We start from the raw sequence: 23,590 nt of genomic DNA, 5'->3' as shown, positions 1-23,590 counted from the left end.
TGTTTCCTCGATATCCATGAACGCCTGATCAGGCGCGCCGCGACAGGATGTGTTGAATTGCGGTCAGGATGATGCCGTTGGTGTTCAGGTCGCTGTAGCCCTCCATCGGCGTCAGGTCGTCCTCCTGCAAGCCGGATGCAAAGCCCCAGCTGTCGAGGCGCGCGCGGGACCGTGCCAGGGCGAGGAGATCGTCTATGAAGTCATGGGAGCGGGTGGCCGCCCAAAGGTAGATTGCCTTGGTGCTGATCATGCGACGGTCTTCCAGTGCGGGGTCGCTTCCGGCCTCTTGGCCCGGGCCGGTTGCGGCTATTATCCACGCTGTGTCTCCCGGCAAGTCGACGCGAAGGCCCTGGTAGGCGAACCAGGGCGGCCTGTTCAGCGGCACCTCGGAAACACATCTGTAGCGCCCTGTTTCCTCGAACAGGCGAAGTTGTGCATCGAACAGGACATCCGCGAGGTAGCGAGCCTCCGGGCTCTGACCGAACTCTATCGCCTCCAGGAGTGCCGGTTCAGGTCCGAAATGGCCAAGATCAGCAGCCGCATACAGCAACCGTATCCGGTCATCACCACTGGGCCGGTCCGAGAGCGTCGGATAGGGCGTATGGACCGAGAGACCCGCAAAGGCGAACCCTCTGCGAATATAGTGCGTGCAGTGGGATTGTTGGGTGTCTACCCAGCCGGTGGATGTCCCATTAAAGGGGTGCCCTCCCCTGATCGCTCTTGCGAGATCCCAGCCATCGATCAGTTTTCGAGCCTGTTCGGGTGTTGCGAAACCATCCTTTTCAGCCCGTTGCAGTGCGATCAGAAAACGCCCTGTATCGCAGGCGTCGAAGGCCATTCGGGTCGGCTCGAGCGTTCCGGCATCGAACAGGGCTGGTGGAAGGCGGTGGCCATCGAGCTCGATGGTCGGGATGGCGCGCAGGATCTTTTCGATGCGGACCCGGGCCTCTTCATGAGGGATAAGCGACAGATGCGCCGCCGCCATGAGACCCTGAACCTGGCTGGCGACGTCCCAGAGCGTGATTTCGGCATTGATGACGAGCGTCGCGGCACCTGATTGCGCGGTCCCGGCACAAAGTCCGGTATCCGCGCGCGTGAAGCGATCGATGAACGAATATGCCTGTCGGGCATCCTCCAGAAAAGCCGTGCGGGCCGCGGCATTGGGTGGCGATGGTTCATCTGCCCCCCGCGCCTCGCGTCGGCGGGCTGACCAGAACCGGCGCAGGACCTGGTCTGGTGCCGCCAGTGCATCACGCAGCCCCTCGATCGTGGTGAATGTGACCAATCCCTCGCGCTTTGCGGTTTGAATCGTCCGCTGCAACTGTATCCGCTGGAACCGGGTTGCTATTTCATCCGGTGAAATTATCGCCAGCGCATCCGTCATCGGGTTTTCCCTGATCCGGTCCCCTACAGGGATAAGGCTCGGGCTATCATGGCCGATGTGAAAGCGACCATCGGCGCGCGGTCCGATCTCTGCATATCCAGCCTGACGCGGGGAGAGGACGATCTCGGCGATGTTGTCTTCCGACAATTGGTCGATTGGATCATCTGACCGAAAACAGGCGCTGCCGGGCTCCGAAAAACGGGCCAGTCGCGTGGCCGTTGTCAGGCAGGTTCCGGTTGATGACGACGGCGGCGTGTCTGGATCCGCACCGATCAGGGAATAGGGCACTTCGATTTCGTCCAGCATCATGGCAAAGTCCGCCTGCACTTCGCTGCCCCTGTCGGTTTCGAAGGCGAGAGCCATGTTCTTCGACGCGCCCGGATTACCCTGCAACAGGTGATCCTTGGGTCGGGTCGGCACGATCCGACCGTTTCCGAAGGCAAGATCCAGCGATTTGGCCCAGGCTTCTGCCCAGTCGATGGCGCGCGACGGATCCACATCCGAAATATCCAGAACCAGCATTTGCGGTTGCGCGGTGAGACCGAGGTCGGGGATCGTCTTGGCCGGGTCGTCATTCAGCCGCCGTCGGATGCCACCGGAGAGCCGCAGGATGCCCCAATCGACGGGCTGAACCTCGGTCCGGTCGGGCGCATTATCAGTCTGACCGGCATCAATCTGGATCCTGAAACCGGCCGCACGATAGGCGAAGGGTTCGATCCCAGGCGCACCATCAGGAAGAAACACCGAGACGGCGTCATCGAGCGCGAAGGCCGTATCGCCCAGAAGGTCGGCGATCCGATCGCGCAGCCGGGTTGCCTCGCGCAGGTGAAGGTAGCGATGCGCCGAGTCGATCGGGACATGGTTGACGGCAAGTTCGACAATCCCCTTGTCCGCGCCGAGCGTGACCAGAAGTGCCTTTAGTCTGTCGGTCTGACGGGACGAATTCTCATCACCTCGGTATTCCGAAAAAACAACCGTAAGTGGAATTAAGCGATTTGAAAAAGAGCGAAGTATTCGCGCGGGAAAATCAGAATTGGGTGTTTTCTCGACTCCTTGAATGACCAGGAAAAGGCTTCCGGCTCCAAGGGACTGGCCGGCGACCCGCCGTCCGGAAAGGGCCAACGCCAGTGCCGAGACCGAGGCCAAGTATTGTCGCCGTGTGACCTCCAAGACCTATGCCTCCGAAAAAACTATTCTTTTCACGTGTTTAGAGGATATATTAATATTGGTTGATGTTAAATATACACATCCTTTGACTTTTGCATAGGGCGATCATTTGCGCGAACGGCCCAAGATTGAACTGGAAAAAGAGGGACAAACTCTCATTGTCGGCTGGTTTCCCAAGCCCGTGCCGCAGCCGGTGTTCTTTGACCGATTCGGACGGCGGGCGAAGATCGTCTTGGGGCTTGTGCTATTCCTGATCGTCTTTTCCGTTTTTTGGTTTGTCGAATTCTTCTCTCGGGTCGATCAGCTGGATGCCTTGCCAAATGCAGCAACTGTGCCGGTCGTTGAGAGTGTCGCTGCTGCGTCCGGCCAGCTGGACGTCCGGGTGCTTCAGCCGGGACTGGAAACTCGCTGTGGTCAGTCGGTTCTGCAACCAGGACGAGACTACAACCGTGTGTCGGCCTTCCTGCCCTTCGGTGACAAACTGGCGCTGAGTGGCGCGCGGGCCTTCTGCGCGGACTTGCAGGATATCTACTACGAGGCGTGGACAATCACGGCGACGGGGGGGGAGATTCAGCCCCTCGGACCGGAGGCGCGGCCTATCCGCTCGACGACCACCGTGTCGGCTGGAACGCATTGAACAGGCCGAACGGTTTCGCAACCCTTGCGCCGGCCAGTTGGCAGACGACGGCAGATCTTGAGGCGTTGTTCAGTGACGTCAGCGGATCGGATTTTGCGTCCGAACTGGCCGGGATCATGCCCGATCTCGCCGGGCGGGGCCTGTGCGTCGACCTGTCTGCGCATCCCGACCTTTCGGTTTCCGCAGTCGCGGCGGCATCTGCGAGTTTGCGGAACGCGACGCTGCCATATGGCGCTGAATCCTGCCTGATCGCGGATGTCACCATGTCGGCCTTGCATGAGCCGTCCGCCATACCCGATGTGGATCGCGTTGTGGCCCGGGTTGCCCTTGCCGGCCAGACGCCGGTCGGCTCTCCGATGTCGCTGCGGGAAATCGAGCAGGCTGTCGAGCGGGTCGACGCCACCATTTCCGGGGATCGACTGCGTTTCGCCTATGTGACCGAAGGCCTCGCCTTCAGAACCGGTGAGCGAACGCCCCGAAAGGTGTCTTATGCCGAGGCCATGTTCCTCGCATCTCGGTATGACGCAACCACGACGATCGCCGCCGAGTCCGGTCTGCTGTTGATCCGCTACGTGGATTCGGACGGTGTATTCAACCAGATCTGGCTGCCGGACGCCGAGGTGCTTCATCGCATTCACACGAGCCACGGTGGCGGGCCTGCCGTCCTGTGGCCGATCGGCTACGAGAACCCCGCCTTCCGGTGGATCATTGACCAGCCCGACGCCACTGATGCCGCGGCGTCTTCCGCTGACTACCTCGGCCATTACGGCGTCTTTGAGGGCGCAGGGCCGTTTTCGACTACGGTATCGACTGCGCAGACCGGTCGGATTGCCTACCAGATTGATCCGGCGACCGGCGAACGGACCGGAGCGACGCTGGACGATGTGCCGATGGAGAATTTCGTACGCTTCTTCGGGGCTTCCACGGAGACGAATACACTTTCGTTGGCTTTTACCGGGCTGCCCGGTCGGGGCGATCTGGAGCGACTTCTTGAAACACTCGATCTGCTTGAGGTTCCAGCGACCTTCTTCCTTTCCTTCCGTGATATCCTGGGCGCCCGTGGCGCGGTGGATACACTGAAAGAGGCCGGTCATCAGGTCGGTGTCAAGCTCGTTCCCCAAGGGTCCAGTTCGACCGTAGCGCGGGACACGGCTCGGCTGTGCAACAAGCTGGTCCAGCATTTTCTGTCCCATGACGAAGGCTGGCGGGCGCGATTCGTGCTGGACCTCGAGGCACGCCCAGGCACGAACACGAACGCGGCACTGTTCACCCAGGTTCAGCAGATGCAAACGGACGGCTATCTCGTCGTCCACCCCACAATCGCTACGGCCATCGACGCCGACCGGGTCGATGCGTTGATCGACACGATCTACGATCAGGCGCTAGCCCGGTCTACCAACGTGCTGGCCTTCGATATCTCCGGGGCAAATCGGCGGGTGCTGAACGAAACGGTGCCAGACCTTCTCGCCCGTCTGCGCAGCGACGGGTTCGAGTATCGCGCGCTGGCCGATCTTGCTCAAATCGCGCCAGCCGAGGCGACGCCGGCGGTTCAAATGACTCCGCTTCGCCGCGACGACGTGACTTACGGTGTTCTGGCCGTCAGCTGGGCGGGGATCCAGGGTATCATTTTCGTCCTGGCATTGATCGTGGCCCTGCGATCACCGGTTTACCTTCTGCTGGCTTTCGCCCGGCGTAAGCGCTTCGATCTCGACATGGACTATCACCCGCCGCTTACCCTCGCGATCCCGGCCTTCAATGAGGAAAAGGTGATCGCGCGGACCTTGGACAGCGCCCTGTCCGTCGATTATCCTGGGCTGGAAATCGTGGTTGTCGACGACGGATCAACGGACGATACTCGGCAGATCGTCATGGAATATGTCGAGCTTTGGCCAAACGTCCACCTTGTGGAACAACCGAATGGCGGCAAGTGGAGTGCCCTGGATCACGCCATCGCGGTAACCGAAACGGAGCTGATCGCGATCCTTGACGCGGACTCCCTTATCGAGCCCATGGCACTGCGTGAGATCGTTCAGCCCTTCAAGGACGAAACTGTTGGGGGCGTGGCCGGGACGGTCGAGGTCGGAAACCGCGGCGGCATCCTCAGCGCGTTCCAACGGCTGGAGTATATGCACACCCAACAGGTGATGCGCCGCGCCTACGAGGTGTTTGACGGCATCATTGTTGTTCCCGGCGCCATGGGGGCCTGGCGGGTGGAAGCGGTCAAGAAGGCCGGTCTGGTATCCGGTGATACGATCACCGAGGATGCCGACCTGACGATCGCCGTTCACCGAGCCGGCTACAGCATCCGCTACCAGGAGAATGCGAAGTCCCACACCGAGGCACCGGATACGATATCCGGGTACCTGCGGCAGAGATTCCGGTGGACCTTCGGCATGTTTCAGGCGTCCTGGAAGCACAAACGATCGATCCTGGAGCGCAAGACGGTTGGCTTCATCTCGATTGTGGATGCGATCTGGTATCAGTTGATCACGAGCGTGATCTATCCGTTCTTCGACATCTACCTCATTGTCTTCCTGCTGCGGCTCGGCTTCAGCTATGCCACCACGGGCAGCGCCGGCGATGTCGATTTGTCCATGCAAATCTCGGCCGCTTACCTTTTGATCATCACGTTCGAATTCGTGAACATCGTGTTCGCAATGTACCTGGCGCGCCGGTGGGAATGGGTCCTTCTGCTGGTCGGTCCCTTGGCCCGGTTCGGCTATCGGCAACTTCTGTATCTTGCCTCGATCAAAGCCATCCACGCGGCCTTGATGGGCAAGCTGGCGGCTTGGAACAAGCTCGAACGGACAGGGACGGCTCGACTGGAAAGTTAGCGAGACAGGATCAGGACAGTCCCGGACCGCGCGGCGCGAATGGGATGGAATATCCGCCAAGATCGACGATGTAGTTGCGCAGCGGCATGCCATATGGATCGCGGATATCGGCGCGCCCGTTCGAGTTCACGAACTGACGCAGCGCGCCTGGCCCCAGGAGGTGGGTCGCCGCCAGCATGCCGCTGGGCGAAAGCGTGACGCCACCAACCTGGCGCCATGCATAGCGATCAAGGCCATCGGCCTCGATATAGCGCCACATGATCTGCATCCATTCGCGTGCGGCATCGTCCTGAACCGCAGGGTTGGCAAGGAAGTCGGCGACCGAACGAATTCCGTTCTTACCGGTGAATCCGCCACTGAAATTGTTGTCATAGACATCACGGTCGCGGCGCACATAGCCCAGGTCGATCAGAGCAGCCTCGCCGAATTGGTAGGCACCGATGAAGTTCAACGTGTTGACGGCCCGGTAATTTCCGCTGGATTCCCGGTGCCGCAATGCGCCGAAGAATGCGTCGTAACTGCCGGATGATGCCAGAATGACCTGTTCAGGCTCCGCAGACGATTGGATGCGGCTGTTTGCATTCTGGGCTGACACCTGGGGGCCTTGGGTCAAAGACAATAGTGCACCCACGACCACCCACGCCATGCGCGATGGTTTCCAAGCCATAACCTACCTCTGGTCTTAACTTCAGCGTTAAGTTGAACGCTTTGTCAGAAAACCACGGCGTTATGACAAGAGAGAGTTTGGAACAGGGCGTTTTTGTGGCGGGAATCCACCTATGATTGATTCATTTCTGCAACGTAGAGGTGAGGCCCGCCGCAACTCAGTGAGCCAGGTTGCAAAGATAATCCTGCAAATTCAGTGGCTAACAGCCGCCTCTCGGATCGCGCGGATATTGGCGCCATAGGGTGCGGGATCGGCGACAGAGCCGCCGCGGAAAACCGCCGACCCTGCAACAAGGACATCCGCCCCGGCTGCCGCGACGAGGGGGGCGGTCGTTGGATCGACGCCACCGTCGATCTCGATATGGATCGGTCGGTCGCCGATCATGTCGCGCAGCGTCCGCACCTTGGCTGTCATGTCGATGAATTTCTGGCCGCCGAACCCAGGGTTCACGGTCATCACGCAGATCAGGTCGGTCAGGTCCAAAACATGCGTGACCGCCTCGGCCGGGGTGCCGGGGTTCAGCGCGACACCCGCCTTCATTCCCGCCGCACGGATCGCCTGCAATGTGCGATGAATATGCGGCCCGGCCTCTACATGGGCGGTCAGAATATCGGCCCCGGCCTCGGCATAGGCGTCGATATAGGGATCGACCGGCGCGATCATCAGGTGCACGTCCATGACCGTTTTGACATGTGGCCGGAAGGCTTTGACGGCCATCGGGCCAAAGGTCAGGTTGGGCACGAAATGGCCGTCCATCACATCAACATGGACCCAATCGGCCCCTTGCGCTTCAATCGCCTGAATCTCCGCGCCGAAATTCGCGAAATCAGCGGACAGGATCGACGGGGCGATCTTGATCGAACGGTCGAAACTCATGGGATGCGGGCCTTTCGGGGCAGGGAAGATCGCGGGCTTTCTAGCACGCGTGTCGGCCCCAGTGGAAGAGAGACTAGCTCTCTTCCGAAGGTGGCCAGACGAGGGATTGCACGGTGTAGACCAGGATCGCTGCCCCGACCGCGCCAAGGGCCGCGACGCCCAGCAGGACGATCAGGTCGATCGGTCCACCGATATCGGCCAGTTGCGAGTCCGTCATCGCCATCGTGAACCACACGGCCAGCACCGCGCCCACGGGCATCGAGACCTGCGCCCAGAGAAACTTGCGCCAGCTGACGGCGTGGTCGCGGATCAGCACGTAGAGGTAAGCCAGTGTGACCAGCCCCGCCAGCGCCACCATGATCCAGAACAGGCCACGTCCGAAAATCTCTTCGAAGACGGCCAGCATGGTGGAAAGGGTCATCTCTTGCATGGGTCTGTCTCCTTACGCGCGGCCGCGCAGCATGGCGTTATAGGTGGCTTTCAGGGCGACCTCCTTCATCAGCCAGCTGATCCAAAGCTCTTCCAGCGGAGCGATGATGCCCGGGAAGGACGGCACAAGGTCGTTGTTGTAATCGAACTCGATCAGCATGGCGCGACCGACCTTGGTGATCATCGGACAAGAGGTGTAGCCGTTATAGGTCTCAGTCGGATCCATGCCGGCAATGGCGCTGACGATACCATCCTCCACGACGGGCACCTGCCATTTCACGCTGGCCGCGGTCTTGCCCTTGGGCACGCCGGCCACATCGCCCAGCGCCCAGATGTTGTCGTAGCGCAGGTGACGCAGGCTGTATTGGTCGCACTCCACCCAGCCCTGGTCGGCCCATTTGTCGGCCCAGGACAGGCCCGATTGGCGGATCACATCCGGCGCGCGCTGTGGCGGGATCACATGGATGTAGTCATAGTCCATCTCCACATCGAACCCGTCCTTGTCGGCAAAGGTGGCGCGGCGCGTGCCCGGTTCGATGGCCTTGAGTGTATGCTGCATGGCAGTGTCGATGCCGCGATCACCGAACAACATGCGCACCTTCTCGGCCACGATCGGCACACCGAAAAGCGACCCTTGCGGCGCGGCATAGATGTATTCGGCCTTGCCACGATTGCCGCCTCGACGGGCGATGTCGTCGATCAGGAACGTGTGCTTGAGTGGCGCGCCTGCACATTTCATTTCCGTGGCGGGGCGCGTGAACAGCCCAACGCCGCCCTCTTCGGCAAAGCGCCCGGCAGCGGCCCATGTGCGCGCGGCGTAGTCCGGCCCCGCGTAAAGCGCGCCGATCCCGTTTTCACCCACCATGTCGAGGCTGAAGCCCTCGATTGCATCGTGGTCCAGAACGAGGCCGGGGGCGACAACCAGGAAGTCATAGGAGACGGTCTGTCCGCCCTCGGTTGCCACAGTCCTCGCATCGGGGTCGATCGCCGTGGCCGTTTCGGCAATCAGGGTCACGCCCGAGGGCAGCCAGTCCGTCGTCTCTGAGACAACGTAATCGGCGGGCTTCAACCCGGCGGCGACGAGAGACAGGCCCGGTTGGTAAAGATGCTGCGGGCGTGGATCGATCAGGGTGATATCGGCCCCGTCCAGGCGGTCCGCCAAGCGGTTGGCAAGCGACGTGCCGCCAGCGCCTGCGCCGATGATGACGATCTTTGCATTGGTGGGCACCGGCTGGGCCTGCCCGGCGCCCGCTGCGGCCAAGGCGGCACCGCCAGCGGCCATACCGAGAAATGCGCGGCGGTTGGGTCTCGGATCAAGTCCGGGCAGGAGTCGGGTGTCTTTGGGCAAGGCGCTCTCCGTTCGTCGATTTGGGAACGCGCCCCGCAACGATCGAGGGAACCAGGTGATCGTTGCGGGGAAGGCAGGCACCGAAACCGGGCTGCCTTGCGCTCCTTCCCTGCGGCTGCAACGCAAGGGAAATATAAAAACATGTTGCTTTTGGCATAAATCGCCCAAGTTTCCTTGATGCAGATCAAAAAGCGGCTTGGGTTTCACAGAATTCGAGGGATGTGGGTATGGTCAGAGCCGATTCACGTGCCGCGCTCAAAGGCGTCTCAGGCGTCGATCACCGCGGCCGCCTCTGCCGGCCGGCGCACGGCGGCGGAGCGCGTGCGCGCCATCAGGAACGTTCCGTGCACATGCGGGGCATCGGGAAAATACCACCGACCCGTGATGCGGGTTGCCGTTGCGTTGACTTCCCCTTCATAGGTCGGTCGAGAATTGGTGTCGAAATCCGTGTAGGTCTTGAGGAAGCGTACGCTGCCGCCCCGGCGCGTGCCGGAAAGCACGGCCATCAATGTATCGCCGGCGCTGTCGCAGAAGGTGTTGGTCTCGACGGTCTCGCCGCGCAGGGTCGGTCCGGTCTGCGTAAGCACCGCGTCAAAGGCAACGGGTTCTCCATCGGCGGGATTGGCATAGTCATAGCGACCCGTCCAGGACCCCGTCAGCGACCCGGCGGTCGGCTGGTCAGTCCCGCCTGAGCGTATCGCCATAGGCCAGCTTCGGTTCCAGCTCGATTCGCTGGCCGCCTTCCTTGACCGCGCCGGAATTGCGGTCGGCGATGATCCGTGCCGCGGCCTCGCCGATCTCGGCACGGCAGGCATCCATCGTCGCCAACTGTAGCGGCAGACCGTCCAGCAATTCGACCCCGTTGAACCCGGCCAGACCGATCCGGCCGGGAATGTCGATCCCCTGCTCTTGCAGGTATAGCAGACCACCCGCGCCGATCATGTCGTTGGAGTAATAAAGGAAATCCAGGTCCGGGCTACGGGTCAGCATGGCCTGGGTCATCTCGCGCCCCTTGGAGAGTGCCGAACCACCGGAATAGAATTCCTGGTCGGCGATCTCGATCCCGTGGCCTGCCAGCGCCCGGGTCAGGCCCTCGAACCGTTTGCGGGCGCGGTGATCGAGGGGCATCTTGGTGCCCAGGAACCCGATCTTGCGATAGCCCGCTTCGTGGATCGCCTCGCCCATCAGTCGCCCGGCGCGGCGGTGCGAAATGCCGACATTGGCGTCCACAGCGTCGCCATCGGTGTCCATGATCTCGACGATCGGAATGCCGGCCCGTTCCAGCATGGCCCGCGCGGGTTCGGTATGTTCCAGACCGGCGATGATGATCCCCGAAGGTCGCCATGACAGCATCTCGAACAGGACTTTTTCTTCCTTCTCGGGTGAGTAATCCGTCACGCCCACGACCGGCTGCAGTTCGGTGCCTTCCAGCGCCGCGGAAACCCCGGACAGCACCTCCGGAAAGACCATGTTCTTGAGGCTTGGAATGATGACTCCGACGAGGTTGACCCGCTGCGAGGCCAAGGCGCCCGCGATCTTGTTGGGCACGTAGCCGAGCGTTCGCGCCGCTTCCTGCACGCGTTCACGGGTCGCCTGGCTGACATCGCCCTTGTTGCGCAAGACGCGACTGACGGTCATTTCGCTGACGCCGGATGCCTCGGAGACATCGCGAAGCGTGAGCGGGCGCTTGTTCGAACTGTTCAATGTGCTGGCCTGTCCATTGTCCCTTGCCACCTTGTTACCTTGCTTGCGGGGCGTTGTCCAAGCCCTTGCCCCGATCCGCCAAACGCGGCATTCAGGGGCCAGCGGTCCCGTGGCTCAACTGGATAGAGCAGCCCCCTCCTAAGGGGCAGGTTGCAGGTTCGAATCCTGCCGGGATCGCCAATCACCCTTGCAGCAGTTTCGCCATGTGAAGGACGGCCAGTTCGTAGCCATGCACGCCGCAGCCGGCTATGACAACGTCGGCGCGGCGGCTGACATAGGAATGGTGGCGGAACCGTTCCCGTCGATGAACCTGGCTGATATGCAGCTCGATGACCGGCCCGCCGAAAGCGCTCAGAGCGTCGAGGATCGCGATCGAGGTGTGTGTGTAGGCGCCTGGGTTGATGATGATCCCCGCCGCCTTGTCGCGCGCGTCGTGGATCCAGTCGATCAGCTGTCCTTCGTGATTGGATTGCCGCTGCTCGACCGTAAGCCCCTCTGTTTTGGCCACTTCCGTGCAACGGCCGGCGACATCCTCCAGCGTGTCGGCGCCGTAGATCTCGGGCTCTCGCCGGCCCAGCAGGTTCAGGTTTGGGCCGTTCAGGATATAGACCAGATTGCTCATCTTCGCGTCCTTCGCATTGCGTTGATAATGCGTAGCAAAGCCCGCGCGGCTTGAACATGCCGGTCAGTGCGGAAACCGCTTTACGGCGGCACCACGGCCACGCCATGCTGATCGGGCAGACAAGACACAGGCAGAATATGGCGAAATTTCCTACAGATCCGGGGCAGGACTCCTATGATGTCGTGATCATCGGTGGCGCGATCATGGGATCGTCGCTGGCCTGGCACCTGTCCACCTCGCCGGATTTTGACGGTTCGGTGCTCGTGGTGGAACGCGACCCGAGCTACGCTGCCTGCTCTACCGCGCACACCAATTCCTGCATCCGGCAGCAATTCGGTAACGCTCTGAACATCCGCATCTCGCAATATACCGCCGAAATCCTGCGCGATTTCCGGGCGCATTTGGGCGGGGATGACCGGGTGCCCGACCAGCATATTCAGTCCTTCGGTTACCTGTACCTGGCCGGGGACGAGGCGGGGGCGGACCGGCTGCGCCGGGCCCATGCGGTGCAGCAGGAGTGCGGCGTGCCCTCGCGCCTGTTGACCCCCGGCGAGATCGCCGAGGCCTACCCGTTCTATGCCCTCGACGATGTGATCCTCGGAAGCCACAACGCGCGCGACGAAGGCTATTGGGATGGCGGTGCTGTCTTCGAATGGTTCCGGCGCAAGGCGCAGGACAACGGGGCAGAGTTCATCGCCGGCGAGGTGGCCGGACTCGAGAAAGACCGGTCAGGGTCCCGTGTCGAGGCGGCGCAGCTGTCATCCGGTGAACGCATCGCCTGCGGTGTCGTGGTCAACGCGGCCGGGCCGCGCGCGGCGCGTGTCGCCGGCATGATCGGGCGCGATATCCCTGTCGAGCCGCGCAAGCGTTTTTCCTGGGTGTTCAAGGCCGAGCAGCCCTTGTCCGGAGAGTTGCCCCTGACCATCGACACCTCGGGCGTTCACGTGCGCCAGGACGGGCCGGATACCTATCTTGCCGGCGGTCACCTGGCCGATGACCCGGCGGCAGATCCCGATGATTTCGAGATGGACCCCGATTTCTGGATGGACGTCGCATGGCCTGCCATTGCAACGCGGATCCCGCAATTCGAGGCGATCCGCGTGATCAACGAGTGGGCCGGGCATTACGCGTTCAACACGTTCGACCAGAATGCGATCGTAGGGCCGGACCCCGAGGTATCGAACTTCCTCTACATGAACGGGTTTTCAGGCCACGGGCTTCAACAGGCGCCGGCGATGGGGCGAGGTCTGGCGGAATGGATCACGTCGGGTGCGTATCAAACGCTTGATCTCGGCCCGTTTCACCTCGACCGTGTACTGCGTGGCGAGCGCTTCGGCGAAAGCGCGATTATCTGAATGAACGTCTCGACCGCCTTGCACCTTGGCATGCAGAGAGTAAGAATCTTGCCTGTGGTGTTGAGTAGACGCGGTTATGAATGATGCTTCCCTCGATCGAATGATTGCCCTTTCGGTCGAGACGCTGACACAGGGCGATGAAGACCGGATCGGCGGTCTGGTGCGGCTCTTGGCGACGCGCTGGCCGAATGAACCGGCCCTGTCCATCGCCTTTGCCCTCACCAACGCTGCCGCCTCCATCGAGGAAATGGTCGATTCCGAAACCACGCCGCCCGTGGTCCTGATGCGTGCCTACAAGTTTGCGGCCCTCGTTGCGGCCGATGTGCATGCGGTGCAATCCATGGGCAAGGTGCCGGCCCGCGCCTCGGACCTTTTGCATTTCTGGCGACGGGTCGATCCCTGGTTCCTGAACCGCTGAGCTGGTTCAGACCATGCGGATCACGTCCTTGTCGATGGCCAGCATATAGCCTTTGCGGGCGATGTTCTTGACCAGCAATTCACTGATCATCTGGTTGCCCAGGCTGTCGCGCAGGCGCTTGATCCGCGTGGCGCCAGCGGCCTCGTCGCAATCGGCGGCGTTCCGTCCGGAGATAACCGCCTCGATCTCGGACCCGGACAGAACCTCGTCATCCATGCGGGCCTCTGCCAGCACTGACAGGGTTTCGATCGCCGCATCGGTCAGCTTGAATTCGAAATTGTTCAGCATCACCGTCTTCTGGTCGCGGGCGATCAGCAGGGAATTCACCTCGATTCCCTGGCGTTCGATCATGCTCATCCGGCGGTTCAGCGCGACCAGCATCACCAGGAAGGCCACGGCGGCGATCAGTAGGGCGGTCGCAAAAACCAGCAGCACAAAGATGACGAAGCGGTAGCTGTCCAGGGTCTCGGAAAAGGCCGTGCCGGACTGGGCCAGGATCTCAAGCAGCTTGACCTCGGCCTGGCCCGTCAGGTCGTCGTTCTCGATGAAAAGCTGTTCGACCCGCGCGTTGAAGGCGTTCGCGTCGGGCAGGTTCAGAAACAGGACCGCCGCGGCCACCGCAAGGATGACCACGATGGCGATGATGCCCGCCAGCACGACACGGTTGCCCGTTTGCCGTGCCTCAATAGCGGAGGAAGAATTCTCCGGCACTGTCACGTCTTTCCTCTAACCCGGCATCGTCGAAGACGCCCACGATGTTCAACAGCTGCCAATCCTCGTCGGACAGGCGTGTCTCCAGTTGATCCGCGGCATTGGTCGCGGTGCAGTCGCCGCGGATTTCAGCGACACCATAATGCAGGCGCAGGGGATCGTCGCGCTTGGCCTTGTAGTCGGCATAGCAGGCGGCCCCGGCGGGACCGGCGGCCAGCAGGCTGGCAAGCAAGAGGGGTAGAACGCGTTTCATGCCCGGACGATGCCCTTTCGGCGCAGTGTTATTCAATATCTCCGCGCGGGTCCCGGTTCGTCAACCGATAGCATCCCCGCGTTATTGAGCGACGGCGACACACATCGTCAGCCTTGGGTCATTCCGTCGGCCCGCGCCGATGCAATCGAAAGGATTGACCGATGATGAAGACCCTGACCGCCGGTCTGCTGGCCCTGAGCCTTGGACTGGGCACCGTAACGGCGACACCGGCCCATGCAACCCTGTCCGATGAGGAGAAGGTGATCGGCTTGCTGAGCCTGTTTCTTCTCGGGGCCGCGATCGCCCAGAACAATGACGACAAGAGCGATGCCCGTCGCGACCGGCGTGACAACAGGTGGCGAGAGCTTCCGGCGCGCTGCTTGACCAGCGTGTCCACCCGCCGGGGCGATGTGCGGATGTTCGGTGAACGCTGCCTGCGCCGTCACTATGACCACGTGAACCGGCTGCCCGCGCGATGTGAGATTTCGGTGCGGGGGCCGCGCCACATGCGCCATGGCTACGTGCCGCGCTGCCTGCGCCATGCCGGGTTCCGGCTGGAGCGTCTGCCCAACTGATCTGCATCGAGCAGGGCACGGGCCATTCGGCCTGTGCGGCGTGGGGTCGGGCAACCGGCCCCTTGCCATTTCCGGTGCGACCTGCTTGGAGGCCTGCCATGGTTGATGCCCCGGATTTCCATTTCGAGGATGCCGCCCGGCAGGCCGGCGCACGGCGTATCGCCGGCGTCGACGAAGTCGGACGCGGCCCACTGGCAGGGCCTGTGACGGCGGCGGCAGTGATCTTGGACCCAGACCGGATTCCCAATGGTTTGCAGGACAGCAAGAAGCTGACCGCCCGGCGACGGGTCCAGCTTGCTGCCGAGATCCATGCAAACGCCGAGGTCAGCATCGCACATTGCACCGTCGAAGAGATCGACAAGCTGAACATCCTGCGTGCTGCGCATCTGGCGATGGAACGCGCCCTGGCTGGGCTGAGCGGGGTCGATCATGCGTTGATCGACGGCAACATGATCCCCCGCGAGCTGACGTGTCCGGCCGAATGTATCATCAAGGGCGATGCCCGGTCGCTGTCGATTTCGGCGGCGTCAATTGTGGCAAAAGTGTGTCGCGATGCGATCATGGTGGATTTGGCGCAACAGCATCCCGGCTACGGCTGGGAGACGAACGCCGGCTACGGGTCCAAAAGCCATATGGAGGCCCTTCGAAATATCGGTGTGACCCCACACCATAGACGGTCCTTCAAACCGGTCCACAATATCTTGTATCAAGATAAAAACGTAACCCCTTGATTCAAAAATACTTTTGACAGCGAATCGCCTCTGACTCATCTTTAGGACAACGAACGAGCGGACAATCCGCCGGGACAGAGGCAGAAAATGACGAAGAAAAACACCGAAGCGGGCGCGTCGGCGCTCCCTCTGAATTCGATTCTCGATGGCGATTGCATTGAGGTGATGAACAGCCTTCCGGAAGGCTCCATCGACCTTATCTTTGCGGACCCGCCCTATAACCTGCAATTGCGCGGCGATTTGCACCGGCCCGACAATTCCAAGGTCGATGCCGTGGATGATGAGTGGGACCAGTTCGCCAGCTTCCAGGTCTATGACCAGTTCACCCGCGATTGGCTGAAGGCCGCGCGCCGTCTGCTGAAGCCCGATGGGGCGATCTGGGTGATCGGCAGCTATCACAACGTGTTCCGCATGGGGGCAGAACTGCAGAACCAGGGCTTCTGGATTCTCAATGACGTGGTCTGGCGCAAGTCCAACCCGATGCCCAATTTCCGTGGCAAGCGCCTGACCAATGCCCATGAAACGCTGATCTGGGCGTCGAAATCGGACAAGTCGAAATACACCTTCAACTACGAGGCCCTGAAGGCGCTGAACGAAGGCACGCAGATGCGGTCGGACTGGGTTCTGCCGATCTGCACCGGCCATGAGCGGCTCAAGGACGACAAGGGCGACAAGGCGCATCCGACGCAGAAACCCGAAAGCCTGCTGCACCGCGTTCTGGTCGGCACGACCAATCCCGGCGACGTGGTCCTCGACCCGTTCTTCGGCACCGGCACCACCGGCGCGGTCGCCAAGATGCTGGGACGTGATTTCATCGGGATCGAGCGCGAGGCAGCCTATCGCGAAGCCGCGACCAAGCGCCTGTCGAAGGTTCGCAAGTATGATCGCGATGCGCTTCAGGTTACCACGCCCAAACGCGCTGAACCGCGCGTGCCCTTCGGCCAGTTGGTCGAGCGCGGCATGCTGCGCCCCGGCGAGGAATTGTGGAGCATGAACGGCCGTCACAAGGTCAAGGTGCGCGCCGATGGCACGCTGATCGGGGACGACGTCAAGGGGTCGATCCACCAGGTCGGCGCCCATCTGGAAGGGGCGCCCAGCTGCAATGGTTGGACCTACTGGCACTTCCGCAAGGACGGCAAGAAGGTTCCGATCGACCTGCTGCGTCAGCAGATCCGCTCCGAGATGCGGGCGAACTAGCCCCAAGAGATACCGCCTGTGCCTGTGGCCAGACCACGGCACGACTTCCCCGCCGTCCCTCGGGTTCGGCGGGGCTTTTTGCATCCGGCCCAAACATTGCATTCGTGCGGGGGGCTGTTTAGGGACATGATCGACAGACCACGAGAAACGAGCCGATGCAGCAAAACCCGAACGCATTGCCTGACCTGACGGTCGTGGTCCCCTGCTACAATGAACGTGACAACGTGCGGCCGCTGGTGGATCTGCTGGACAAGGCACTGGCAGGCATTCGGTGGAATGTTCTCTTTGTCGATGACGACAGCCCCGACGGCACCGCGAAAGAGGTCCGGGCGCTGGCGCGCGAACGCGGCGACGTGCGCCTGTTGCACCGGGTCGGGCGGCGCGGGCTGGCCGGTGCCTGTATCGAGGGTATCCTGTCTTCGGTCAGCCCGGTGGTTGCCGTCATGGATGGCGATTTGCAGCATGACGAGACCAAGCTGGCCGACATGTTTGCCGTTCTGCGCGACAGGTCCGAGGTCGATCTGGTCATCGGCTCGCGCCATGTCGAGGGCGGTTCGGCCAGCGGTGGGCTGTCCGCGCTGCGCGAATGGGGCAGCGACCTGGCCACGAAACTGGCCCGGCGGCTTCTGAAAATCAGCGCCAGCGACCCGATGTCAGGCTTTTTCATGATCCGCCGCGAACGGTTCAACGAGGTCGTCACAGACCTACAGACCCAGGGTTTCAAGATTCTGGCCGACATGCTGGCGGCCTCGCGCGGGCGCTGGAATGTGGCCGAGGTCGGCTATGAGTTCCGCACGCGCCAGCATGGCGAAAGCAAGATGGATACGGCGATCACCCTGGAATTCCTCGGGCTGATCCTGTCGCGCCTGACCGGCGGGATTTTCCCGATCCGCCTGATCCTGTTCCTGATGGTCGGCTTGAGTGGCGTCGCCGTGCAATTGGTCGCGGTCCGCTTCGCCCTGTGGGCAACCGGGTTTCCCTTCTACATCGCCCAGAGCTTTGGCGTCTGGGTCGCCATGACCTCTAATTTCGCGCTCAACAACATCCTGACCTATCGTGACCGGATGTTGCGGGGGCTGGCCTGGTTTCGTGGGCTGCTGTCCTTCTACGCGGTCTGTTTCATCGGTGCGCTTGCGAATGTCGGCGTGGCCGAACTGCTGTATGAGACCTGGCCGAACTGGGCCGTGGCCAGTTTCGCGGGTGCCGTCGTGGGGGCCTTGTGGAACTTCGTGGCCAGCGCGCTGGTGACCTGGCGGATGCGCTAGACGATGGCGGCGGCGCGCGGACCATTGGGGATCGCCCCGATCCTTTGGATCCTTGCGCTGTCGCTGCTGTGGCGGGTGTTCTTCGCCGCCGTCCTGCCACTTGGCACGGATGAGGCCTATGCGCTGGCCGTCGGGCGGAGCTATTCCATCAGCTTCTATGACCATCCGCCGCTGGGCTTCTGGGCGCCAGCCCTGGCCGAGGATGTTCTGGGCGCCGCCGGTCCGTTGGGCTATCGCATCCCGAACCTTGCCCTTGGCACGCTTGCTGTCTGGTTTCTTTACCTGAGCGGCCGGCGATTGGGCGGTGAGAAGGCCGGGCTTTGGACCGCGCTGCTGGCGGCGCTGGCGCCCTTCATGGCCCTGTCGGGCGTGATGATCCTGCCGGACGCGCCGCTCTATGCGGGGATGACCGGGGCGCTTTATGCGCTGATCCGATTGGCGCAGGGGGAAACCGACCGGTTTTGGCTTTGGGTGTTCGGCGGGCTGTGCCTGGCCGTGGCTTTGGCCTCGAAATACCAGGCGGGATTGTTGCCGATCAGCCTTCTGATCTGGATCGCCGTGACCCGCAGCGCCTGGGGCTGGCTGGCACGGCCGGGTTTCTGGCTGGCCGTTGGTCTGGCGATGCTCGGCCTGCTGCCGGTCCTGCTGTGGAATATCGGCAATGGATGGGCGTCGTTCGCGTTTCACGGCGGGCGGGCCGGGGGCGGTGTGAATCCCGCCAATTTCGCGCTGATGGTGCTGGCTCAGGCGCTTTACCTACTGCCGGTGATCCTTGTCTGGGGCGTCGGGCGCCTGATGTCGCGCGACCTGTGGCGCGATCCGGTGGTGCGCCTGCTGATCCTGATCGCCCTGGGACCGATCGTGATGTTCAACGCGATCTACCTGTTCAGCGGCGGGACGCTGCCGCATTGGTCGATGCCCGGCTGGATGGTCCTGTTGCCGCTGATGGGGGTATGGCTCGCGCAAGGCGCGGGCACGGCCGCGGGCCGGTGGCTGATCGGCATTGCCGTGCCCATTCATCTGCTTTTGGCGGGCATCGCGCTGCATGTGCAGACCGGCTTTCTGACGGCCGCCAGTGACCCGCTGCCCGAATGGGACAATTCCGTGCCGCTGATCCCCATGGCAGAGACAAGGGCCGCGATGGCGGCCAGCGGGCACCTGAACGGGGCCGACCTGCTCGCGGCGACGGGCTGGACCGAGGCCGGGCACATCGCGGCCGCCCTTGGGCGAGAACACCCCATGCGCGTGATTGACGGCCGCGCGCATCACTTTGCCTTCATGCCCGGCCAGTCCATGGGAGGCGCCGCCCGGCTGATCGGGATCACGCGCCTGACCGAAGCCGAGGGGCTTGCCCTTGACCTGCTGGAAACGGCGCGCCAGCACGATCCCGGGGCGCGGCTTCTGGGCATCGTCACCGTTGAACGCGGATCACGTCCCTATTTCGCATTGCCGGTCGTTGCGCTTTCGCTTGATCCGGTGCGGCTGTCCGCACAAGAAGGGGACGAGTTCTAAAGATGGGTCCGGACATGGCGAAAATTCTGCTGACCGGTGGTGCGGGCTATATCGGGTCTCATACCTATGTAGGCCTTGTGGAGGCCGGGTATGACGTCGTGATTCTGGACAACTTCTCGAATGCCAAGGCCGATGTTCCGGCCCGTTTGGAACGGATCACGGGGCAGCCGGTGACCGTCTATCGCGGTGATGTGCTGGACCGCGCGCTGCTGGATCGGGTGTTTGCCGAGCACCGGATCGACGGCGTTGTGCATTTCGCGGCACTCAAGGCCGTGGGGGAAAGCACGCAGAGGCCCTTGGACTACATCCATACCAATGTGGGCGGGTTGTTGACCCTCTTGTCCGCGATGGATGCGGCGGGGGTCCGGCGCATCGTGTTCTCGTCGTCGGCGACGGTTTATGGCGAAACCGATATCCAGCCCATCCCCGAGGATCACCCGCGCACCTACACGTCCCCCTATGCCTATACCAAGATCACCGGTGAATTGACGCTGGAACAGGTGGTGGCCGCCGATCCGCGATGGGCCGTGGGTGTTTTGCGCTACTTCAATCCTGTCGGCGCGCATAAATCAGCCCTGATCGGCGAAGACCCGGCGGACCTTCCAAACAACCTGATGCCCTATATCGCCAAGGTGGCGACGGGCGATTTGCCCAGGTTGCGCGTCTTCGGAGATGATTACGATACGCCCGATGGTACTGGCGTGCGGGACTACATCCATGTCGAGGACCTGGCAGATGGCCACGTTCTGTCCATCGCCGCCCTGATCGAGACCGGCGAAAGCCATGCGGTGAACCTTGGAACCGGCAAGGGCTCGTCCGTGCTCGACGTGATCCGCGCCTATTCCGAAGCCTGTGGCCGGGATCTGCCCTATGACATCGTTGGTCGTCGGGACGGTGACGTGGCGGTTCTGACGGCGCGACCCGAAAAGGCGCGCGACGTGCTGGGCTTCGAGGCCAAGCGCAGCCTGGAAGACATGTGCCGGTCCAGTTGGGCCTGGGTCAGCGGGCAATTGTCCAACGATCTCAAGCCCTGACCGAATTGGTCAACTGGCGCCGCGCGGCATCGGAGTGGTGCCGAGCCTGTAAGGGGTCCAGTCGTCGATCTCGGGATAGTATTGCCGGCGCCAGGCCTTGACCCGCGGATTCATGATCTTGCGCCAAAGCGGCGGGATCACCGCTGCGACGGTCATCACAGGATAGCCATAGGGCAATTGCGGCGCCTCGTCCTCTTCGTAGTTCTGAAGCAGCGGAAAGCGCCGGTCGGGCTTGTAATGGTGATCGGAGTGGCGTTGCAGGTTGATCAGAAGCCAGTTCGATGCCTTGTGCGCGGCGTTCCAGCTGTGACGTGGCTGAACATGGTCGTATTTGCCGTCGCCCAGGTGTTTCCGCGTCAGCCCGTAGTGTTCCACGTAGTTGACCAGTTCCAGTTGGAAGACGGCCCAGAAGGCCTGCGTCAGGAACAGGAACAAGCCCCAGAGCCCGCCGATCCAGAGCGCCAAAAGGACGAAGGCCAGTTGCAAGGCAAGATACCGCCAGAACGGATTGGACGGATGGTGCCAGGGCAGCCCCTTGCGCGCCAGCATGGCCTTTTCGGCACGAAAGGCCGAGGGCGGGCATTCTCGCAGAACGCGGGGGAAATACCGGTGGAAGCCCTCATTATAGCGGGCCGTGACCGGGTCGCGCGGCGTGCCGACATAGCGATGATGCACCAGAAGGTGCTCGGACCGGAAATGCGAATACATCACCATGGCTAGCAGAATGTCGCCCAACCAGCGTTCGAGTTTCGGTTTCTGGTGCAGCAATTCGTGGGAATAGTTGATCCCGATCGTGCCCGACGCGATGCCGAGTGCGGCGAAAAGCAGCCATTCCTCGGCCCAGTGCAGATGGCCGGTCCGGGTGACGTAGACCAGGATGCCGAAAATTGTCAGGAACTGGATCGGTGTCCAGATCAGCGTGATCGCGCGATACCAGAACAGGTCCGAGGTGTCGGTCTCCGGGTCGGCATTCTCGGTATATCGGCCAAGGATCGCGTCCAGCACCGTGAACAGGTGCCAGGTCGCGAGCGGTAGAAGTGCGATGAACCATCCCCCCTTAAGGGCCGCAACCCAGGCCAGCGGCACAAGCATGAGGGAGGCCCAGAAGGGCAAGGCGCGACCGATCCGGGTCAGTTCGCTGTTCGGGATTTGGTCACTTGTCGCCATGGCACTCTACCTCGTGGGGCTTCACGCCAACCGTATTGCATCCAGCGCCAAGCTCAAAGGTCACGCAGCGTCGCGGCGGCCAAATCGAAGGCCTTTCGCATGACCGTGGGCAGGTCGGCGGGGCGAAAGCTGTTCGCGGGGTGGAATTGTCCGCGATCCGGCGCCGAGGTGGCCGGGACCGTCGCGATCTGCACCGCCAGCCGCAGGTGGAAATGGGTGAATGTGTGCCGCGCCTCGGCATCCAGTGTCTGCCAATCCGCAGGCAAGGGCGGGGCCGGGGCCGGGTCATCGCTCCAGTCCGTGGTGGGCCAGCCCAGCATGCCGCCCAGAAGCCCCTTGTCGGGCCGGGTTTCCAGAAGCCACGCCCCGTCGTCGCGCCGGGCGATATAGGCGATTCCATGGCGGGTGGGCTTGGGCTTCTTGGGCAGTTTGCGGGGCAACTCGGCGGCATGGCCGGCGCGGCGGGCGTCACAGTCTTCCCGCAGGGGGCAGATGCCGCATGCCGGGGATTTCGGGGTGCAGATCGTGGCGCCAAGGTCCATCACGGCTTGCGCATAGTCGCCGGGCCGTTCGTTGGGTGTGTGGCGTTCAGCGAGCGCTGTCAGCTCTTTCTTGGCCGTGGGCAGCGGGGTCTGAACGTCGTGCAGTCGGGCCATGACCCGTTCCACGTTACCATCCACCACCGTGGCCGGCTCGTCGAAGGCGATGGCGGCAATGGCGCTGGCGGTATAGGGGCCGATGCCGGGCAGCGTCAGCAGCGCCTCGCGGGTTTCCGGGAAACGTCCGCCGTGCTCCGTCACCACTTGCCGCGCGCATTTCAGAAGGTTGCGGGCACGGGCGTAATAGCCCAGCCCGGCCCATGCGGCCATGACATCGGCATCCTCGGCGGCGGCCAGGGCCGCGACGTTGGGCCAGCGCGTCGTGAAAGCATGGAAATAGGACCGCACGGCGGCGACAGTGGTTTGCTGCAACATGATTTCGGACAGCCAGACGCGATAGGGGTCGGGCCGGATACCTGCGGCCCTGTCCGCAGGCCCCACCCGCCAAGGCAGGTCGCGCGCGTGCCGGTCATACCAAGCCAGCAGGTGTTCCGATAACAACGTGTCACGCATTCTTTATTCCTGCCCCGACCGGGTTTCTCTGGCGTCTGCCGCACATAGGTTTAGACTAGGGCGCGACGATGAAACAACCACGCAAAACCGGCACCACGCGCGGCTTTTCCCGTGCGGCGACGTTGATGCAGGGGCGGATTCGCTCTGCCTCGGAATCACGTGGTTTTGCCGTGTCCCGCCTTCTGACCCATTGGTCCGAGATCGTCGGTGAGGCTACCGCGAAGGTCTGCCATCCGGTCAAGGTCAGCTATGCCCAGGGTGGAATGGGCGCGACGCTCTCGTTGCTGACCAGTGGCGCGCAGGCGCCGATGCTGGAAATGCAGAAAGCCCAGATCCGCGAAAAGGTGAACGCCTGCTATGGCTACAACGCAATCGCACGCATTCACATCACCCAGACCGCGCCGACCGGCTTTGCCGAGGGGCAGTTGGCCTTCGATCCTGCCCCCAAGAAATCGCAGGCGCCGGACCCGTCCACGATTCATACCGCGCAAGAGATTGCCGGTGATGTGGGCGATGACAGTCTGAGACTTGCCCTTGAAGCGCTGGGCACCAATGTGCTTAGCAAGCGTAACACCAGATAAGTGAAAAGAGA

General features: G+C 62.3%; 23 protein-coding genes and 1 tRNA gene. 12 read left to right on the top strand and 12 right to left on the bottom strand.

What is annotated here, in order from left to right; translation table 11 throughout:
* Positions 1–28: 28 nt before the first annotated feature.
* Positions 29–2,554, bottom strand: coding sequence for a DUF3131 domain-containing protein (locus DFK10_RS11665; RefSeq protein ID WP_109389212.1), 2,526 nt, complete (start codon positions 2,552–2,554; stop codon positions 29–31).
* Between the two features lie 106 nt (positions 2,555–2,660).
* Here DFK10_RS11665 and DFK10_RS11660 point away from each other — a divergent pair, with 106 nt between their 5' ends.
* Complete coding sequence (locus tag DFK10_RS11660; RefSeq protein WP_109389211.1) at positions 2,661–3,188, top strand: hypothetical protein; 528 nt, start codon at positions 2,661–2,663, stop codon at positions 3,186–3,188.
* On the top strand, positions 3,185–6,022 hold the full coding sequence (locus DFK10_RS11655; RefSeq protein ID WP_109389210.1) for a glycosyltransferase: 2,838 nt from the start codon (positions 3,185–3,187) through the stop codon (positions 6,020–6,022). The genes DFK10_RS11660 and DFK10_RS11655 overlap by 4 nt, the downstream gene beginning before the upstream one ends.
* Before the next feature lie 10 nt (positions 6,023–6,032).
* Here the strand turns inward: DFK10_RS11655 and DFK10_RS11650 are convergent, their stop codons facing one another.
* The 6 genes from DFK10_RS11650 to DFK10_RS11625 all read right to left on the bottom strand — a co-directional run bounded on the left by DFK10_RS11650 (position 6,033) and on the right by DFK10_RS11625 (position 11,076).
* Positions 6,033–6,617 carry a hypothetical protein gene (locus DFK10_RS11650; protein WP_109389209.1) on the bottom strand — a complete coding sequence of 195 codons (585 nt, stop codon included), beginning with the start codon at positions 6,615–6,617 and terminating at the stop codon, positions 6,033–6,035.
* A gap of 264 nt (positions 6,618–6,881) precedes the next feature.
* Entirely contained in the window at positions 6,882–7,565 is a 684-nt protein-coding gene (gene rpe / locus DFK10_RS11645) for a ribulose-phosphate 3-epimerase (RefSeq protein ID WP_109389208.1), read from the bottom strand.
* A 73-nt stretch (positions 7,566–7,638) separates the two neighbouring features.
* Complete coding sequence (locus DFK10_RS11640) at positions 7,639–7,995, bottom strand: DUF5368 domain-containing protein (protein WP_109389207.1); 357 nt, start codon at positions 7,993–7,995, stop codon at positions 7,639–7,641.
* Between the two features lie 12 nt (positions 7,996–8,007).
* A complete protein-coding gene (locus tag DFK10_RS11635) occupies positions 8,008–9,276 on the bottom strand; it encodes an NAD(P)/FAD-dependent oxidoreductase (protein WP_109389206.1) in 1,269 nt (422 codons plus the stop codon).
* A 332-nt stretch (positions 9,277–9,608) separates the two neighbouring features.
* On the bottom strand, positions 9,609–10,046 hold the full coding sequence (locus DFK10_RS11630; RefSeq protein ID WP_109389205.1) for a hypothetical protein: 438 nt from the start codon (positions 10,044–10,046) through the stop codon (positions 9,609–9,611).
* Positions 10,021–11,076 (bottom strand): LacI family DNA-binding transcriptional regulator, encoded by a 1,056-nt coding sequence (locus tag DFK10_RS11625; RefSeq protein ID WP_408005589.1) that lies wholly within the window; start codon positions 11,074–11,076, stop codon positions 10,021–10,023. Before DFK10_RS11625 ends, DFK10_RS11630 begins: the two co-directional genes overlap by 26 nt.
* Positions 11,077–11,149: 73 nt before the next feature.
* Between DFK10_RS11625 and DFK10_RS11620 the strand changes: the two genes are divergently transcribed.
* Positions 11,150–11,226: transfer RNA gene (locus tag DFK10_RS11620), tRNA-Arg, on the top strand.
* A gap of 1 nt (position 11,227) precedes the next feature.
* Here the strand turns inward: DFK10_RS11620 and aroQ are convergent.
* The gene (gene aroQ / locus DFK10_RS11615; protein ID WP_109389203.1) at positions 11,228–11,668 is read right to left on the bottom strand and encodes a type II 3-dehydroquinate dehydratase; all 441 of its coding nucleotides are present in this window, start codon (positions 11,666–11,668) and stop codon (positions 11,228–11,230) included.
* Between the two features lie 137 nt (positions 11,669–11,805).
* Here aroQ and DFK10_RS11610 point away from each other — a divergent pair, with 137 nt between their 5' ends.
* Both DFK10_RS11610 and DFK10_RS11605 read left to right on the top strand, forming a co-directional pair.
* On the top strand, positions 11,806–13,023 hold the full coding sequence (locus tag DFK10_RS11610) for an NAD(P)/FAD-dependent oxidoreductase (protein ID WP_109389202.1): 1,218 nt from the start codon (positions 11,806–11,808) through the stop codon (positions 13,021–13,023).
* Positions 13,024–13,123: 100 nt separating this feature from the next.
* Complete coding sequence (locus tag DFK10_RS11605; RefSeq protein WP_109389201.1) at positions 13,124–13,441, top strand: hypothetical protein; 318 nt, start codon at positions 13,124–13,126, stop codon at positions 13,439–13,441.
* 6 nt (positions 13,442–13,447) lie between these two features.
* Here DFK10_RS11605 and DFK10_RS11600 read toward each other — a convergent pair whose 3' ends face one another.
* Entirely contained in the window at positions 13,448–14,152 is a 705-nt protein-coding gene (locus tag DFK10_RS11600) for a winged helix-turn-helix domain-containing protein (RefSeq protein ID WP_217810142.1), read from the bottom strand.
* A complete protein-coding gene (locus DFK10_RS11595) occupies positions 14,124–14,405 on the bottom strand; it encodes a hypothetical protein (RefSeq protein WP_109389199.1) in 282 nt (93 codons plus the stop codon). The genes DFK10_RS11600 and DFK10_RS11595 overlap by 29 nt, the downstream gene beginning before the upstream one ends.
* Before the next feature lie 161 nt (positions 14,406–14,566).
* Between DFK10_RS11595 and DFK10_RS11590 the strand changes: the two genes are divergently transcribed.
* From DFK10_RS11590 to galE, 6 genes are all read left to right on the top strand, one after another.
* Positions 14,567–14,980 (top strand): hypothetical protein, encoded by a 414-nt coding sequence (locus DFK10_RS11590; protein WP_109389198.1) that lies wholly within the window; start codon positions 14,567–14,569, stop codon positions 14,978–14,980.
* A 98-nt stretch (positions 14,981–15,078) separates the two neighbouring features.
* Positions 15,079–15,711, top strand: coding sequence for a ribonuclease HII (locus DFK10_RS11585; RefSeq protein WP_109389197.1), 633 nt, complete (start codon positions 15,079–15,081; stop codon positions 15,709–15,711).
* Positions 15,712–15,798: 87 nt separating this feature from the next.
* Entirely contained in the window at positions 15,799–16,908 is a 1,110-nt protein-coding gene (locus DFK10_RS11580; RefSeq protein ID WP_109389196.1) for a site-specific DNA-methyltransferase, read from the top strand.
* Positions 16,909–17,063: 155 nt separating this feature from the next.
* Positions 17,064–18,173, top strand: a complete 1,110-nt coding sequence (locus DFK10_RS11575) for a glycosyltransferase (protein ID WP_109389195.1) — start codon at positions 17,064–17,066, stop codon at positions 18,171–18,173.
* A 3-nt stretch (positions 18,174–18,176) separates the two neighbouring features.
* Positions 18,177–19,685 carry an ArnT family glycosyltransferase gene (locus DFK10_RS11570; RefSeq protein ID WP_109389194.1) on the top strand — a complete coding sequence of 503 codons (1,509 nt, stop codon included), beginning with the start codon at positions 18,177–18,179 and terminating at the stop codon, positions 19,683–19,685.
* A 14-nt stretch (positions 19,686–19,699) separates the two neighbouring features.
* A complete protein-coding gene (galE, locus tag DFK10_RS11565) occupies positions 19,700–20,719 on the top strand; it encodes a UDP-glucose 4-epimerase GalE (RefSeq protein WP_109389244.1) in 1,020 nt (339 codons plus the stop codon).
* A gap of 9 nt (positions 20,720–20,728) precedes the next feature.
* Here the strand turns inward: galE and DFK10_RS11560 are convergent, their stop codons facing one another.
* Together DFK10_RS11560 and mutY are read right to left on the bottom strand one after the other, a co-directional pair.
* Positions 20,729–21,886, bottom strand: coding sequence for an alkane 1-monooxygenase (locus tag DFK10_RS11560; protein WP_109389193.1), 1,158 nt, complete (start codon positions 21,884–21,886; stop codon positions 20,729–20,731).
* 53 nt (positions 21,887–21,939) lie between these two features.
* On the bottom strand, positions 21,940–22,998 hold the full coding sequence (gene mutY, locus DFK10_RS11555; protein WP_109389192.1) for an A/G-specific adenine glycosylase: 1,059 nt from the start codon (positions 22,996–22,998) through the stop codon (positions 21,940–21,942).
* 68 nt (positions 22,999–23,066) lie between these two features.
* Between mutY and DFK10_RS11550 the strand changes: the two genes are divergently transcribed.
* A complete protein-coding gene (locus DFK10_RS11550; RefSeq protein WP_109389191.1) occupies positions 23,067–23,579 on the top strand; it encodes a DUF721 domain-containing protein in 513 nt (170 codons plus the stop codon).
* Positions 23,580–23,590: the final 11 nt, after the last annotated feature.

The organism is Salibaculum griseiflavum, from assembly GCF_003129565.1.
Classification (GTDB): domain Bacteria; phylum Pseudomonadota; class Alphaproteobacteria; order Rhodobacterales; family Rhodobacteraceae; genus Salibaculum; species Salibaculum griseiflavum.
This window is presented reverse-complemented; position numbering and strand designations above follow the sequence as displayed.